This window comes from Paenibacillus sp. FSL H3-0329, from assembly GCF_037963285.1.
GTDB classification, from domain to species: Bacteria; Bacillota; Bacilli; order Paenibacillales; family Paenibacillaceae; genus Paenibacillus_AQ; species Paenibacillus_AQ odorifer.
This window is the reverse complement of record NZ_CP150150.1, coordinates 3,433,936-3,450,252: the sequence shown is the minus strand read 5'-3', so window position 1 is coordinate 3,450,252 and position 16,317 is coordinate 3,433,936. Positions and strand designations below refer to the sequence as shown.

Here is a 16,317-nt window from a genome sequence, read left to right as displayed (position 1 = left end):
TCACTCCTAATAATGATAATCTCTGAACTCCTGAGGTGTAGTGCCGGTTGTTTTCTTAAAAAGGAAGGCAAAATAAGCCGCGGTTTGAAAGCCCACTTGCTCGGCAACCTCGTAGACCTTAATATTGGGGTCACGAAGTAGTTCCTTGGCTTTGTTCATACGCGCTTCCTGCACGAAGTCGGAAATCGTCCGGCCCATTTCTTTCTTGAAGAGAACACTTAAATAGCTGTGATTCAAGTGAAACTGCTCAGCAAGCTGCTTTACAGTCATGTTCTCATGCAGATGCTCCTCCAATTGGCGGGCGACCCGCTGGATAAGGTTATGCTGCTGAGCGACCTGCTCTCTTTGATTAAGCTTAGCATATTGCGCCAAATATTCCAGTACGACCTTCCTGACTTCATCTACGCCTGTACAGTCGATCAACCGCTGCCACATGAGGATGTTCAACTCTGTATCCTTCTCATGTATACGCTTCAGTTTTCTGGCTAGTTCGCTAAGCAAACCCATTCCGAAAGCCTGCACATAGGAAAAGGACACAGGCTCTCGCGCAAGTAACACTTCGAAAGCATGATTGAAATAAGCGGAAGCTTTATCGCTCTCTCCTCTGTCCAGTAGCTTAACGATTTCCGGAATGTATTCTTCACGCAAGCGGAAATCATGATATTCGTTCATCAAGTTCCGGTCGAAATAGAGGATTTGTCCGTAGCCGGCCAGTCTGGCACCGGCCATCATATGCCTTACTTCCTTATACAGCAACGGTATTTCCGTCCAGAACAAACACTCTCTGCTGATTCCGACCGAGACGGAGGCTTTATACTGCTCTCTTAGGATGTCTTGGATAAACGCAAGCTGCTTCTCAAGTCTTGCCCGCACCAATGGCGTTGCGTTCAGCACAATGACGGCAAGTTCATCCGCTCCTGTCTTCCCTATATAGGTACCGGAGAAGCCAGATAGACCAGTCTTAACGCAGTTCAATAGCCCTTCGCTAAGCAGGATCCGATCCTTGGCATCATGCGGATTATCTAGGAACCTGCGGTCATATCCGAACAGGAATAATGTTGCCTGCCATTCCCCAATAGGCAGATCCAGCAGGCGCCGCCAGGATTCGAGCAGCTCATCACTGTGGATCCAGCCTTCGACCATATCTTTGACGAAACGTTCCTGCAGCACCTCATAGCTCTCTGTAACTTTCTCCCTAAGTACAGTGGTTTCCTGTTCAATCTGTTTTTTCTTCTCAACTACTTCTCTGAACGCAGCCAGTTTCATTTCGAGTTCTTCCGTCTTGATGGGCTTCAGAACGTAAGCTTTAGCTCCCAGATGTATAGCCTCCTGCACAAATTCAAACTCGTCATATCCACTGATCATCACAGTCTGTAAAGACTGGAGTAACGGATAATCCGCTCTGCATCTTGCGAGCAGTTCGATCCCTGTCATACCGGGCATCGAGACGTCAGCGATCAGCACATCCACAGGAGTTTCTCCTAGGATTGTTAGTGCTTCTTCACCAGATAATGCAGTTAACGGTTCCTCATACCCCAGAGCTTTCCAGCCAATATGACGAAGAAGCCCTTGAATCTGCATAGGCTCGTCGTCGACAATTAATGCCCGCATTAAGCTCCATCCCCCTTTTTTATCTCAGGACTTTCCTTGCAAACAGGGATATCAATGGTTACACAAGTCCATTCGTCTTCTACACTGTCAATCTCAAAGCGGCCCTCTGTGCCAAAATACAAGGCAAGACGTTCACGGATATTGTTCATCCCGAATCCGTTTTGCGTACCCGTGTGGCTGCCGGCACGGATCTGTTCCAGCTTCTCACTGCCAATCCCTTTTCCATTATCAAAAATCTGAAACTGCACCGTATTCTCCACTCGTTTGATCGTAATTTGTATAAAAGCATGAGTTCTAGTTGTGATGCCCCCGTGCAGATAACAGTTCTCGACCGTAGGCTGTAGGATCAGCTTAATGCTGTACAAGTCAAGAACGTCAGGCTCTACCAGCCACTCTACGGATACCTGACCGGGATAACGCAGCTGCTGAATTTCGATATACGCCTTAAGATGCTCAATTTCGTCACGGATCAGCGTCACATTAACCCGGTTATTGAGTGCCAGCCGATAGAATGTCGTCAGCGCATCTATGGTTCGGATTTGCAATTCGTCCTGCTGATCTAATGCCCGCCAACGGATCAGACTTAGCGAATTATAAATGAAATGAGGGTTAATCTGTGCCTGCAACGCCCTGAATGATTGCTCCCGCTCTTTGAGCATGGCCTCTGTATGTTCTTCGACCAGTTTTCTCAAACGGCCAGACATGGAATTGAACAATACCTCAAGCTCACCCAGCTCATCGTTGTCACGGTTTCTCACTGTAACTTCGAAATAGCCCTGTGAGATATCTGTCATTCGGGTGCCCAGCTTGCGGATCCGCCAAATCACATTTTTAAGTACAATCATGATTAGAAAGATGGACAACAGCAGGAAAAATGCAATACCTGCTCCGATATAGTACATAATCCGCGTAGACTGCTCCTCCAGTCTGTCAAGATGCACAAGCGCGGCAACCGTCCAGCCAGACTTAATCTCCTGAGTGATCAGCATCATCCCGCTTTTTGTAGCCGATGTTTCCAACGAGTTATTCCAGTACTGACCTAAGGAGGATGAGGATAACCAGCTGCCAATTTCAGAGGGCTCCGAGGATGCAATAATTCGTTCGTTGTCGTCAACAATATACAATTCTCCGGCCCCTTCAAAAGGATGCTCGAACGATTCCATGAAGACACCGTTATAGTTCAGTAACAGGTACACAATCCCGTAAACATCTCCATATGCGTTCAGAATTTTATGGGATACTACTAGCTTAGTCCTGTCGTCCGCTGCATTAGTCCATACCAGATTGTCTGTTGTGCGAAGCATTTTCGTATACCATTCCCGCTCTCGAATTCCCGAAAGGCTCCGTTTTTCCGGCTTCCACAGAAGCCCTCCATCTTGCACTAGTGTATCGTTGGTATGATAGATCCGGAAATTCTCAATACCTGGCAAGTATTTACTGGTGAGCAGGAAGGAACGGTCCACATAATTGACCGTACCCAATTGTTCATCGATATCCGCATAGTCCCTGGCTAATCTAGAGATCAGCTCACCATCCGTAGCCGTCCGGGTAGCCAGCAGATCATAGCTTTGCTTCCTGAATTCAATACTCTGCGCACTTTGCCGAACGGCTTCCCTGATCGTCAGCATATAATTGGCCCGCACCGTATGTAGCATCATGTACCCTGCACCTGCAGCCAGCAGTACGGTGGGGAGAAATACAATTAGTCCGTAGAATAATACAATCTTACTCCTCAGGTTCATAGAACGGGTCATACGGATGATCCATTTCTCTATTTGTTGTTTAATCATAGATTCCCCCCATGAAGTGCAAAGGGAGCCCCCTCCAAGTGAGAGGTGCTCCATTAATTTTTTTATCGTTTAAGATCCGTGACTGAAAGAGCATCACGGTTGTCTATTGCAAGGCGGTTACTTCCTCCTTGTACGTATCCAGCCACTCCTGCTTGACTTCACTCCAGTGCCCACGCTTCTCTAGTGCTGCTTGGAAATCGCTCCAATTCTTCTCGAATTGCCCCTCGTCTTTGGCCATTAAAAGCTTGGCTCGATATTCCTTGCGGATATTTTCGATCTCCGGTGAATATTTCTCCCATGCGCCGCCCTGTTTCATCTGGAATAGATCATAAGGCTCTGCCACGCGGATAGTTCCCATTTTGCCGATAGCTTCTGTGAACTTAATTGTCTTAGCAGCTCCGGCTTTTCCTGCATCCTCTGTGTTCCACCATGGGTACCATTCATTGCTGTAAGAGGCAGTCATGTAAAGCTCCGGGGTGACTTTAGCTTTTTGTGCGGTGTCTCCGGAATTGCGGCTCGTCTTGTAGGTTTCGTCTGTGAATTTCCATTTGCCCAACGGTTGATCAATCCAATCCCAGTATAATCCCGCCGGTCCTTCATTAATGACCTGCTGCTGTTCGGGTTTCGGCTGCAAGGTATAATCGAAGAATTTCAGAATAGCTTCCAGATTTTTAGTTTTTTCACTAACATAGACATCATAGCCTGGATTCGGATTGGTAACCTGATTAATTCCGACTTTCTCTACACCATCCACTTTAGGAAAAGGGATCGCTTCGTAAAACCACCCTGGCTCTGTTGGGCCGTCCAATGTCTCCCAGGCTGAGGCAGGAATGTTCCAGAAGCTGCCGACATTGAAGGCAATACGACCTGATTTGTTCTTTTCTGTATACTGTTCTTTTTTGCTGGTAACGACCTCTGGATCGATCAACTTCTCCTGGTACATCTTGTTCATCCATTGATAAGCTGCTTTATAATTGGGATCGTCGTAAGCGAATACAAAATCATCGCCGCGTTTGTCAACGCCATTACCTGCTGTAGTCACCCCAAATGCTGTCAAAATTGCGTTTTCATCGCTCCAGCCCAGATTATCACTAGTGTCCATCAGGAATGATAGAGGAATCAGCGATTTGCCGGAAGCATCCTTCTCTTCTGCAGCTTTCCGAAGGAAGGTCTCAACTCCTTCTAACGTTGCTAAGTCCTCTTTGGTCATACCTGTTTTCTCCAGCACATCACTTCTGACAATCCAGGCTTGAGATGCCCAACCTGGCCACGGATCTTCCGGGTTTTGGTCAAACCAGGTAGGTATGGACCAGATATGGCCCTCATTATCCTTCATAAGTTCCAGATACTGCTTTGGAATAGACGCAAGTCCTGGATATTTGTCAGGCATGTCGAAATACTGCTCTAGCGGCATAAGCTGTTTCGACCGGTTCATCGCGCTTTTGACCGTTTCGTTTCGGCTGAAGATAGCTGCATCCTCAAAGCCGCCAGTGTTTATCTTCAAATTAAGTGCAGTCATCGCGTCGCCTTGAGTGGTTTCCAGCTTCACATTTACTCCAGGCTCCTGTTCACGCCAATATTTCTGGACCAAACTATCATTATTGATGGTTGCCGTCCATCCGAGCCAGAGATTAAAGGAAGTCGAGCCACTGGCGGGCTGGTTATTTGACGTTTCATTGTCACTTCCAGGCTTGTTCGCAGTATTCCCACCTGATCCGGAGCATCCGGCAATAGACATCAGTAAGGTTGCTGCAGCCAAGGCGACTAGACCCGTTTTTTTGATCATCATTGTTTAATTCCCCCTGTTCTATTATTGTAGATCAACCTTTTACTGACCCTACAAGAACTCCTTTCACAAAATATTTCTGCAGGAACGGATACACGCACAGGATGGGGATTGCACTCACCATAACGACTGCCATCTTAATCGACATCAGCGTAATATTCTGCATTTGTGAGCTCCTCGCCAAAGCTTCCTGGTTGGTATTCGAGCCAAGGACAGCGGATAAATCCTGAGCAGCGAGCAATTGCTGCAGGAAGGTCTGCACCGGAATCAGATTCTGCTTCGTGACGAAGAAAGCACCGGCGAACCAATCATTCCAGTGTCCCACTGCGGTAAACAGTCCCAGCGCTGCAAGCATAGGTTGAGAGAGTGGAATAATAATCTGAATCAGAGTACGAACAGGACCGGCTCCATCTAGTTCAGCGGATTCTACCAGAGCTTCAGGGATTCCCTGTATAAACTTCAGCATGACAAACATGTTCCAGACCGAGAACAGCCCGGGGAAAATATACACCCAGAACGTGTTGATAAGCCCGAGATTATTAAGCTGAATATAGAAAGGAACCAGTCCTCCACTGAATAACATGGTTAAAAGAATATAGCCTAGTATCGTGCTTCTTAAGGGAAGACCGCGGTAGGACAAGCCAAATGCCACCAGAAGTGTGACGATAAGTCCTGCGAATGTGCCAATGACTGTCCTAGCGATTGTAATTAGATAAGACTGCCGGATAATTTCATTTCCTAATACGATCTCATAATTTATTAATGTGAAATTCTTGGGCCATAGATACACGCCACCTTTGGCTGCACTTGCACCGTCATTCAGTGAGATTGCCAGCATGTACAGGAATGGATATAGTACAGACAAGCACAGACCGGCCAGTACTATGACGATGACGTATTGAGCTATTTTTTCACCTCTGCTGAGCTTCATATGCCATCACCATAATCCTTCACCATTTATTTTTCTGGATAACTGATTAGTCGAAACAACCAATATCAAGCTGATCACTGAGGATAACAGTCCTACTGCGGTCGCCATCCCAAAATATCCCTGCTGCAATCCGTTGCGGATGATATACGTATCCAGTACATCCGCGACCCCTTGATTAGCAGAATTCATCAGCGGATAAATCTGATCCATCCCTACTGAAATCAGGCTTGGGATACTCAGAATTAGCACAATCGATATTGTCGGTAGAATACCCGGGAAGGTGATATGCCGAATCTGGGCTAGCTTTCCTGCACCCTCTACTTTGGCGGACTCATACAATTGCGGATCAATCGTTGTGATCGCAGCCAGATAGAGAATCGTGTTCCAGCCGGTCTCTTTCCACAAGCCGCTTAATATAACCATGGGCCGGAACCACTCCGTGGAACCTAGAAAAAATACGGGATCACCACCTGCTTTCTCGATGAACTGATTGACCAGCCCACCATCCAAAGTCAGAAAAGACTGCAGGATGTAAGCGACTACAATCCATGAGAAAAAATGTGGCAAATAGCTGACCGATTGCACGAATCGTTTAAATACAGGCCGGGTTACCTCGTTAATCACCAGCGCCAGCAGAATCGGTGCCGGGAATCCGAAGATGAACTTAAGCACGGATATATATAACGTGTTTTTGACAACAGTTAAAAACTGGGGATCTTGCAGGAAAGAAAAGTTGTCTAATCCCACCCATACGCTATTCCAGATCGAGGTGCCAATCTGAAAGTCGCGGAAGGCGACCTGAATCCCTGCCATCGGAATATAGCTGAACAGAAATAGCAACAGAACTCCCGGAAGAATCATTAAATATTGCCATCGGTACTTGTAGAACTTAGCGTACAATTTACATCCCTCCTTGATATTTCTATCATAAGCTGCAGCGGGAACCCTGCCTATATAACAGTGATTGGTTATCTATTGCTCTGATTGGATATTTAAAGCGCTTACGTTGATAGACAAGCTCCGCGCGCACGCAAATAAACGCAGCCTTAAACGGCTGCGTTACATTTTTTATGACGAAAGCTAAATATTGAAATTCAAATTAATATTATTGTTAATGTATGGCTTTATGCCCTGCCGGTTGAGATGCCTTGGAATAGCGGTTCTCAGGCAATGGAATACCGAGATTTCCACGCAGGGTGCTACTTTCGTATTCAGTGCGGAACAGACCCCGCTCTTGCAGAATCGGCACTACCCGATCGACGAATTCCTCCAGTCCGTTAGGAACAGCAGCTGCGATCATAAATCCGTCTGCTCCTCCACCCTCAAACCAGGTTTGAATCTGATCCGCCACTTGCTCAGGTGTGCCAATAAAGCTGCTACGCGGGGTAGCGGATTGTAAGGCGACCTGTCTTAGTGTTAAGCCTCTCTCCTTCGCGTCCTTTTTGATTTTATCCGTGCCGCTCTGAAAACTATTGCGCCCCAACTCGCCAAGCTCAGGGAACGGTGCATCCAGCGGATATTGCGAGAAATCATGATGCTCGAAGAATCTGCCCAAATAGTTCAGTGCATTCTCAATCGTCACGAGACCAGCAACCTCCTGATATTTGCGCTCTGCTTCCTCTGGTGTGTCGCCAATGATTGGTGCAATGCCAGGAAAGATCAGCACCTCATTCGGATCCCGGTCAAATGAAGCTACCCGTGTCTTAACATCGCTATAGAATGCCTGGGCATCTTCTAGCGTTTCGTGGCCAGTGAAGATAGCATCCGCTTCCTTTGAGGCGTAATTTTTACCAACTTCTGAGGAACCTGCCTGAAACACGACTGGCTGCCCCTGCTTCGAACGAGCAATATTGAGCGGTCCCTTCACGGAGAAGAACTCACCTTGATGGTCCAGGGTATGCATTTTTTGCGGATCAAAGAATACACCTGATTCCTTGTCTCGGACAAACGCATCATCTTCCCAGGAATCCCATAATCCGCGCGTCACCTGCAAATATTCGGTAGCAATGCGGTAGCGCTTGCCATGGTCAGGATGCTCTTTTTTGCTGTAATTAGAGGCAGAGCCTTCCAGCGGTGAAGTCACCACATTCCAGCCGGCCCGGCCTCCGCTGATTACATCCAGTGAGCCGAATTGACGCGCGACAGTAAACGGTTCACTGTAGGAGGTGGACAGGGTACCAACCAGACCGATGTTGGTGCTGACGGCGGCGAGTGCGCTAAGGATGGTCAGCGGCTCAAACCGGTTAAGGAAATGCGGAATAGACTTTTCATTAATGTACAAACCGTCTGCGATGAAGATCAGATCCAGCTTGCCTTCTTCTGCCTTCTGTACCCACGCTTTGTATAATTCAAAGTTTACACTTGCATCCGGCTTAGCATCAGGATGGCGCCACATCGACGTGCTGCCTCCTACTCCATGCAGCAGTGCGCCTAGCTTCAGTTGTTTTGGTTTGGTCATGTTCATTCCTCCTAAAAGTTTTGTGAGCATACGATTCCCAGGTTTTACTTTGTGCAAAACTCACTTTATAAGCATTTATTGCACGAACGATGCATTGGCAACGCCCTGCTTGATTCGCTCGATCTGGCCAAGATGCCTTTCCACATGTGCGGTGAAGCTATGGACGATATCGAAAATTTTCACGATCTCCCCCTTGAAGTTAATCCCGCTTTTCTCCCAATCCTCTGCGCTGAGCCGTTCAAACAATAGACTGTTATAATAAAGCAGGCTGCGGAACAACTCCAGGCTATCGGAAGCATAACCACTGTTGGCGTACTGGCCGCTGACCCAAGCGTCCTGATTGAAGACTGGCAGCTGCGCAGTTGTAGCAGCGAGAATATCACGGATGCGGAACGAAACCACAATGCTGTGATCAGCTAGATGAGCCAGCACCTCAGTGACACTCCAACTTGTTGGTTCCGCCTTCCATTTCAGCTGTTCCTCTGTTAACCCTGCAGTTGCATGCACCAGCTGGTTGTAAGTACTTAAAAAATTACTGATTTGAACTTTGCTCATTAAATCCCCTCCAATATAAAGCCTGCTTGCGAATGATCAGGTGCAAAACGTGATAACGAAAAAGGTTGGATGTTGTGGTTGGTAGCTCCACTTGTCGCCATATCAGCAAGTATTTCACCTACAACACTAGAAAATTTAAAACCATGCCCTGAGAACCCTCCGGCTACCAGCACATTGGAGTGGAGCGGATGGCGGTCAATAATGAAATCTTCATCAGGCGTATGCTCATATTTGCATACAGAACCTTTAAGTAATCGGCCAGCTGCACCCGGCATATAAGACTCCAGTACTCTACGAAGGTCTTGCTCATCGCTGGCTTCACTGCCAAAGGGAGCAAGTAGTGTGCCTGGTTTCCATTCCAGCCCCGTATCGTGCCGGCCGATCTTCAGACCGGTTCCATCAATGCTGGGAAAGCCATAATAGCCACCTTCCTCAGCCCCTAGCGTGAAGCCAGGGAAGTTACCGGCTGCAAAAGCAGGTGAGCTCTCAAACCAGCCCACAACTTTGCGGATCGCCTTGATTGGCAAATGCACAAAAGGCGCCAACGCACCAAACCAGGCTCCGGCACTAAGGATAGCTGACGCTCCGTGATAATCGCCGTTTGTTGTATGAACTGTCACACTGCCTTCGCGGGCGGTGATGTTTACTACCGAAGTGTTCGTCAACAGCTCCGCACCCTGTCCAAGGGCAAGCTGGCGGTAGGCGGAGATACAGCGCTCGCTGTACAAATACCCGGCATCTGGTTCATACATTGCTGCGAATGTTTCTGGAATGTTCAATCCCGGCCAGCGCCGCCGGATCTCTCCGGCATCCAGATGCTGAACCTGCACCTTCCGTTTCTTCGCTTCCGCGAGACGACCGCTGAAGGAATACACTGCACTATCTGCTAGATTCAATACGCCCGAGCGGACAAGCAGTTCTATTCCGCTCAACTGCTCGGCTTCTTTCCATAAACGATCTGCCCGCAGAGCCAAATCAATGTAAGCGGGATCACCACTGTAAGCGTGCCGGATCAGCCGGGTTTCCCCGTGATGGCTTCCCTGTGTATGTGGAGGATTAAAGGCATCAATTAGCAGCGTCTTCACTCCGCGCCTCGCAAGATAGTAACCGGCGCTCATGCCCATCGAGCCTGCGCCGACGATAATTACATCGTAACTGTTATGTTCAGCTATAATTCTGCACCTCCATCGGGACTGTACTGCACTAGGGAACGAACAGCTACATCCGCAAGGAAACGTGCTGCCACAGGGAGTGCACGTTCATTCAGATTGAAGGCCGGATGATGCCATTCCTGGCTTCCTTCAGTGCCTACAAAAACGAACAGTCCGGGTACCACGCGCTGATAGAAGGCGAAATCCTCTCCAGCCAGAGAAAGCTCTGGCTGAATCGCTCGGTAACCAAGAGCTTCGACCGATTCAACTCCAAGCGCTGCTAGGGAGGGGTCGTTGATAACCGGAGGTGGCCCTTCTATCCAGCGAACGGTAGCTTCTGCTCCAAGAGCCGCTGCTACACCGACCGCCACTTCCTGAAACCGGTTCAGCACTTTGCTGCGCACCGTTTCATCAAAGGTGCGGATCGTCCCTTCAAGCACGGCTTTTTCGGGGATAATGTTCCATGAATTGCCGCTGTGAATCTGCGTCACACTGACCACCGCACTCTGCAGTGGACTGACATTGCGACTTACAATGGACTGGAATGCCGTCACAATATGCGAAGCCGCTACAATCGGGTCTATGCCAGCTTCCGGAACGGCAGCATGAGAACTGCCACCCTGCACTTCAATCACAAACCCGTCAGCTGCTGCCATTAAAGGACCACCCTTAATACCGATGGTTCCGACTGGCAGGTCTGGCTTGTTATGCAGCCCGATCACTGCCCGGACGTCTTCTAGTGCCCCGCTAGCAATGATTCGCTGTGCACCCTGCGCCTTCTCCTCCGCTGGTTGGAATAACAGGCGCACCGTTCCCTGTAATTGCTGCTCTCGCTGTTTCAATTGAAAGGCGGCACCAATCAAGGCAGCCGTATGGAAATCATGCCCGCAGGCATGCATTTTGCCGGGATATAATGAAGCAAAGGATACTCCGCTTTCCTCCTGGATTGGCAAGGCATCAATATCTGCGCGCAGTGCGATGACCGAACCAGGCTTTTTGCCGCCAATCTCTGCGATCACGCCGGTAGACAGACCGTATTCTACGATCCTGACTCCTGCCCGCTCCAGCAGGGAAATAATATATTCTGTTGTGCCATATTCTTCATTGGACAGTTCCGGGTGCCGGTGCAGATGACGGCGTATCCCGATTAATTCTTCTTCAAGCGCTTCCGCACTCAACTCTTTAGCTTTACTTGTCATATACAGTCACCCTCCTTTACACGATTTCCTGTGTGATACCGAGCCCGCCCGCTTTATGCCTCTGCAGCCACTTCAGCGATTGCTTCGCTCAGTAGCTCAAAGGATCGGAGCCGTTTGTCAAAGGGCTGTACATTCGTCGTTATGATGAACTCCTCGACACCGGATGCCTCTGAAAGTTCCAACAACTGTTCACGGACAGATGATTTTGTTCCCTTGGTAATCTCCGATTCCAGCTCTTCAATCGTGTAGGCTTCATTGCTCTGGCGGGCAAATTCCTCCGCCTGTTCCAAGGTCCCTACTGTCAGCTTCTTCCCGCTCGCCAGTTGAATCCGGATCAGCTTATGCGCACCTGCCAGTTCTTTCGCTCCCTCCTCAGTCTCAGCCACCACTAACGCTAAAGCGATAATCGCTTGCGGTTGTCTGCCCTGTGAAGAAGCGAAACCGCTGCGGTAAGCACGAATGGCATCCAGCGCTACCGCCTTATCGCTGTTAATAAACAGGGAGAATACGTACGGTAACCCCAGTTCAGCGGCAATTTCCGCGCTGCTTACACTCGCGCCAAGGACATACAGCTCGGGAGGAATACCAGGAAGGGGACCTGCCTTCAACCCTGCCAGCGGATGGTTTTCTTCGAGGCGGTTATGTACATACTTTTCCAGCTCGATGATTTTGTCCGTCAGGTCTGGGGTCTCAGCTTTTCCCTGCTGTAGTGCCTGTGTGCTGCGTGGGAGTCCACCGGGAGCACGTCCCACACCGAGATCCACTCGTCCAGGAGCCAGTGTAGACAGCACATTGAAGTTCTCCGCTACCTTATACGGGCTGTAATGCTGGAGCATGATGCCACCGGATCCAATGCGGATTCGCTCTGTTTTAGCCAGAAGATGTGAGATAAGTACTTCCGGGGAAGAGCCGGCTACTTGCTCGGAGTCATGATGCTCTGAAACCCAGAACCGGTGGAATCCAAGCTCTTCGGACAATTGTGCCAGCTTGATCGTATGCTGGAATGCTTCCTCTGGCGTTTCTCCCGGATAGATCGGACTTTGATCAAGTACGCTGATTGTAATAGCCATTGTTTTGCCTCCTATATGGAATAGTTAAATTCAGGTGTGATCCGCTTCAGGAACTGCTTCGTTCTTTCTTCGCGCGGATGGTTAAACAGCTCTGCCGGAGTCCCTTCTTCAACAATGACGCCTCCGTCCATAAAAACCACATGATTCGCCACATCGCGAGCAAAGCCCATTTCATGAGTCACCACAATCATTGTGATGCCTTCTTTGGCAATTTTACGGATGACGGCCAGCACCTCACCCACTAACTCTGGGTCCAACGCCGATGTGGGTTCGTCGAACAATATAACCTCCGGCTCGAGCGCCAAGGCACGGGCAATGCCAACCCGCTGCTGCTGGCCTCCGGACAGCTGACTTGGATAGGCGTCCAGCTTGCTGCCAAGACCAACCTTTTCAAGTAGGGCGATACTCCGATTTTTCGCTTCGTCCTTCGGAAGCTTTTTGACAATCAGCAGTCCCTCCATCACGTTCTCCAGTGCGGATTTATGGCGGAATAAATTGTACTGCTGGAACACCATTGCCGTTTTTTGCCGGAGCAGATGAATCTCCTTTTTACGGGCATGCTTGCAGTTCACTTTGAAATCGCCGATGGCGATCTCTCCGCTGCTCGGCTTCTCCAGATAATTCACACAGCGTAAAAGTGTCGTTTTGCCTGAGCCGCTGGGACCGAGAATGACGACAACCTCGCCCTTCGTCACCGTTAAATCTATATTGTTGAGCACCTGATTCCGACCGAATGACTTCGAAATTTGCGCAAGCTTGATCATGCTACTCCACCTCGATTGTACAGATTAATTCTTTTTTCAATCAGCGACGTCACGCGTTCGATCAGGAACGTAAGTCCCCAGAAAATCAGTGCTGCCGCCAGATAAGCCTCAAAAAACTTCCAGTTCGTTGAAGCAACAATTTGCGCCTTAGCATTGATATCCACCACCGAAACGGTAAAAGCAAGGGTAGATCCATGCAGCATACCAATTACCGAATTTGACAGATTGGGCAGACTCGCCGCCAGCGCCTGAGGAAAAACAATCCGCCGCAGTGCCTGGGGCGTGGTCATGCCGATAGAATGTGCCGCTTCCAACTGACCGCGATCCACCGCAAGCAGACCGGAACGGACGACTTCGGACATATAGGCTCCCGCTGTAATCGAGAACGAAATATAGGCAAAACCGATCATCGGAATCGATACTGACCTGAAGCTCCAGCCGAACTGTACCGCCAGACCATCGATTAATACGGGAAGCCCAAAATAGATGAGCAAAAGATGCGTCAGCATCGGTGTCCCGCGGATGAACGTAACATAACCGACAGCCAGCGGATACAGCAGCGGAATTCTGTATATCCGGATCAACGCTACAGCCACACCAATCACAAATCCAATGAGTACTGAGACAACAGTAATAGATAAGGTCACAGGAATTGCACTTAAAATTTGCACCAGAGCAGTCCAGATAAAAGATGGGTCCAGCTTCATAATCCGCTACCTCCTTTACCCGGTCCAAGTTCAGCAATGATGCGGCGGTAGGACCAGCTTTTGTTGATTTTGAACGATTTTTTCTCCGGTGTATTCCGTTTCTCATGCCGCAGCAGCCGGCGTTCTGCTATAAGCAGCAGTTTCTCGATTGTAAAGCTGATGACCAGATAGATTAGCGCAAGCGCAATATACGTTTCAATAAAATGCTGAGTTAAGCTGCCTAGCGTCTGTGCTTTACCTGACATTTCCATCACCCCAAGAGTAAAGGCCAATGACGTATCTTTCAGTAGAGCAATCACCAGATTGGAGAATACCGGAACTGCGATTCCGAGCGCCTGCGGCAGCACGATTCGCGTAAAGGCTTGAACCCCCGTCATTCCTGTAGCATAAGCAGCCTCTACCTGCCCCTTATCCACCGCCATTACAGAAGCCCGGATCATTTCGGACATGTATGCCCCCGTATGCAGCCCGTAAGTAAGTATCACAAAAACAAGCACGGGAGTCCGGGTCATATCGACATGAACCAGCTTCATAATTTCGGGCAGACCATAATAAAACAAGAAGAGCTGGATAAGGATCGGAGTTCCCCGAAAAAAAGAAATATAGATTTCGGAGATGGTTTTTAACACAGGTACTTTATAAAGTCTTGGCAGAGCTACGAGAAAGCCGACAATAATTCCTGTCAGTAGAGAACAGGCGACAATCAGAAGCGTGGTGCTTAAAGTCCCTAGTAACTTAGGCAAAAACGAAAATACAAAGCTGATATCAAACTGTGCGCCCATATATTCCCTCCCTTCCCGTGCTCACCGGCTCAATCATTTAACCGAATCCGCTGTAACATCCGCACCCAACCATTCCGTACTAAGCTTGCCTAGTGTGCCGTCTGTCTTCAGCTCTTTAATCGCACTGTCAATCGCATCTGAAAGCTTTTGCGAATCGGCATCATCCTTACGGAAAACATAGAGAATGTCCGCGGAGGACAACTCGTCGCCCGTTGCTTTTAGCTGATTCTGCGGATCAATGATCGGCAGGACAAAATCTGCAGCCAGCGTTGCGTCCACACGCCCAGTACTGATTTGTGCGACGGTATCATTCGCTGCACCATTCTGATACACGATATCAATCGCATTGTCATTCTCTTTATTGTAGTTCTCGAGTATTTGTGCTTGTGCACTCGTTGCACCTACAAGCACCTTTTTCCCTTTGAGGTCATCAAGCGATTGGATTGAATTATTATCCTTTGCCACTACAATGCGGTTTCTCCAGTGGGCATAGGCTTCTTTGTTAAAAGAGTACTTCAGCTCCCGTTCCGGATTTTTCTCCATGACATGGGCGACCAAATCGATTTTTTTGGTTTCCAGGCTCAGCAGCAGATTGCTGAAATCCATGGTTTGAAATTCGAATTCATATTCTGGCAGCTGCTTATCGATTTCTTTGAGCAGTTCCACATCAAATCCGGTGAGTTTGCCGTTCTCATCTATGAAGCAGACTTTCGGAAAAGCAGTACCCGTGCCCACAATGATCTTAGTTACCTTTGCCGAATCCTTTGCCGGTGCCGCAGCTTCTGCTGCATTTCCCTTCTGATTGCTGCTAGCGCTGTTACTGTTGTTTCCGCAGCCGGCAATCGCCAGTGTCAATATCGATGCAAATACTAGTGAAATGGACTTTTTCATTGTTTTATCCCCTTTGAATGAACTGTGGTTTGTCTGTAAGTGTTTTTTTCAGCAGATACATAATGCCGTCACCATTCTGCTGATCCAGTTCTAGAAACCGTTCGTACCCCCGGCGTTCATACATTTGAACCAACCACGGATGTTTCTTCGCCGTTGCCAGCGTGACCGCAGCCGAACCTAACTGTCCAGCAATAATGTTCTCTTCCACCCAATCCAAAAGTTTTCCACCATAACCTCTGTTACTGTAATCTGGATGAGCAGCAAACCATTTGATAAAAGGCAGTGGGCTAATCTTCTTAATCTCTTCTTCCTTTGAAAGGGTTATGGTCGCAACTATCGTTCCGTCAACTTCAAGCACATAACACTCATTCGTAGCTATATTGTCTTCAATAAGCGCCAAGTCGGCTGTGGCCGCCGGCCAATGCAGCCCAAGTTCACGAATCAGCTGATAGGCACGATATGTAACATCCAGCAATTGCTCCGCATCCTTCAGTTCTGCCAGCCTGTATACCTCACTCATCACATGCCCTCCAGCCTTTCGAAAATTAATTTTATAATCCCTATCGAATTAGTTGTGATTATATGCAATTAACTTTATCACTGCATGTGTCCATGCGCTAAT

The 16,317-nt window shown here is 48.5% G+C and carries 15 protein-coding genes; all 15 read right to left on the bottom strand.

All coding sequences use genetic code 11. From position 1 onward, the window contains the following. Window positions 1-6: 6 nt before the first annotated feature. A complete protein-coding gene (locus NSQ66_RS15230; RefSeq protein ID WP_076274508.1) occupies window positions 7-1,611 on the bottom strand; it encodes a helix-turn-helix domain-containing protein in 1,605 nt (534 codons plus the stop codon). Further along, window positions 1,611-3,401, bottom strand: a complete 1,791-nt coding sequence (locus NSQ66_RS15225; protein ID WP_076274507.1) for a sensor histidine kinase — start codon at window positions 3,399-3,401, stop codon at window positions 1,611-1,613. The genes NSQ66_RS15230 and NSQ66_RS15225 overlap by 1 nt, the downstream gene beginning before the upstream one ends. Before the next feature lie 103 nt (window positions 3,402-3,504). After that, window positions 3,505-5,190, bottom strand: coding sequence for a hypothetical protein (locus NSQ66_RS15220; protein ID WP_036677265.1), 1,686 nt, complete (start codon window positions 5,188-5,190; stop codon window positions 3,505-3,507). A 31-nt stretch (window positions 5,191-5,221) separates the two neighbouring features. Beyond that, window positions 5,222-6,118 carry a carbohydrate ABC transporter permease gene (locus NSQ66_RS15215; RefSeq protein ID WP_036677267.1) on the bottom strand — a complete coding sequence of 299 codons (897 nt, stop codon included), beginning with the start codon at window positions 6,116-6,118 and terminating at the stop codon, window positions 5,222-5,224. 6 nt (window positions 6,119-6,124) lie between these two features. Next, on the bottom strand, window positions 6,125-7,018 hold the full coding sequence (locus tag NSQ66_RS15210) for an ABC transporter permease subunit (protein WP_051490965.1): 894 nt from the start codon (window positions 7,016-7,018) through the stop codon (window positions 6,125-6,127). Between the two features lie 211 nt (window positions 7,019-7,229). Continuing rightward, window positions 7,230-8,576: an LLM class flavin-dependent oxidoreductase gene (locus tag NSQ66_RS15205; protein ID WP_076105731.1), complete on the bottom strand. Its 1,347-nt coding sequence runs from the start codon at window positions 8,574-8,576 to the stop codon at window positions 7,230-7,232. 75 nt (window positions 8,577-8,651) lie between these two features. After that, window positions 8,652-9,131: a DinB family protein gene (locus NSQ66_RS15200; protein WP_076141226.1), complete on the bottom strand. Its 480-nt coding sequence runs from the start codon at window positions 9,129-9,131 to the stop codon at window positions 8,652-8,654. Next, window positions 9,131-10,303 (bottom strand): N-methyl-L-tryptophan oxidase, encoded by a 1,173-nt coding sequence (solA, locus tag NSQ66_RS15195; RefSeq protein ID WP_076099206.1) that lies wholly within the window; start codon window positions 10,301-10,303, stop codon window positions 9,131-9,133. The genes NSQ66_RS15200 and solA overlap by 1 nt, the downstream gene beginning before the upstream one ends. Then, on the bottom strand, window positions 10,300-11,481 hold the full coding sequence (locus tag NSQ66_RS15190) for an amidohydrolase (RefSeq protein WP_076099207.1): 1,182 nt from the start codon (window positions 11,479-11,481) through the stop codon (window positions 10,300-10,302). Before NSQ66_RS15190 ends, solA begins: the two co-directional genes overlap by 4 nt. 53 nt (window positions 11,482-11,534) lie before the next feature. Continuing rightward, on the bottom strand, window positions 11,535-12,551 hold the full coding sequence (locus NSQ66_RS15185) for an LLM class flavin-dependent oxidoreductase (protein ID WP_076133219.1): 1,017 nt from the start codon (window positions 12,549-12,551) through the stop codon (window positions 11,535-11,537). A gap of 11 nt (window positions 12,552-12,562) precedes the next feature. Next, complete coding sequence (locus NSQ66_RS15180) at window positions 12,563-13,315, bottom strand: amino acid ABC transporter ATP-binding protein (RefSeq protein ID WP_076141225.1); 753 nt, start codon at window positions 13,313-13,315, stop codon at window positions 12,563-12,565. Continuing rightward, entirely contained in the window at window positions 13,312-14,022 is a 711-nt protein-coding gene (locus NSQ66_RS15175; RefSeq protein ID WP_036677282.1) for an amino acid ABC transporter permease, read from the bottom strand. Before NSQ66_RS15175 ends, NSQ66_RS15180 begins: the two co-directional genes overlap by 4 nt. Continuing rightward, window positions 14,019-14,804, bottom strand: coding sequence for an amino acid ABC transporter permease (locus tag NSQ66_RS15170; RefSeq protein WP_076141224.1), 786 nt, complete (start codon window positions 14,802-14,804; stop codon window positions 14,019-14,021). Before NSQ66_RS15170 ends, NSQ66_RS15175 begins: the two co-directional genes overlap by 4 nt. Before the next feature lie 33 nt (window positions 14,805-14,837). Further along, window positions 14,838-15,695 (bottom strand): transporter substrate-binding domain-containing protein, encoded by an 858-nt coding sequence (locus tag NSQ66_RS15165; protein ID WP_036677286.1) that lies wholly within the window; start codon window positions 15,693-15,695, stop codon window positions 14,838-14,840. Window positions 15,696-15,699: 4 nt separating this feature from the next. Beyond that, a complete protein-coding gene (locus tag NSQ66_RS15160) occupies window positions 15,700-16,215 on the bottom strand; it encodes a GNAT family N-acetyltransferase (protein ID WP_036677287.1) in 516 nt (171 codons plus the stop codon). Between the last annotated feature and the right edge of the window lie 102 nt (window positions 16,216-16,317).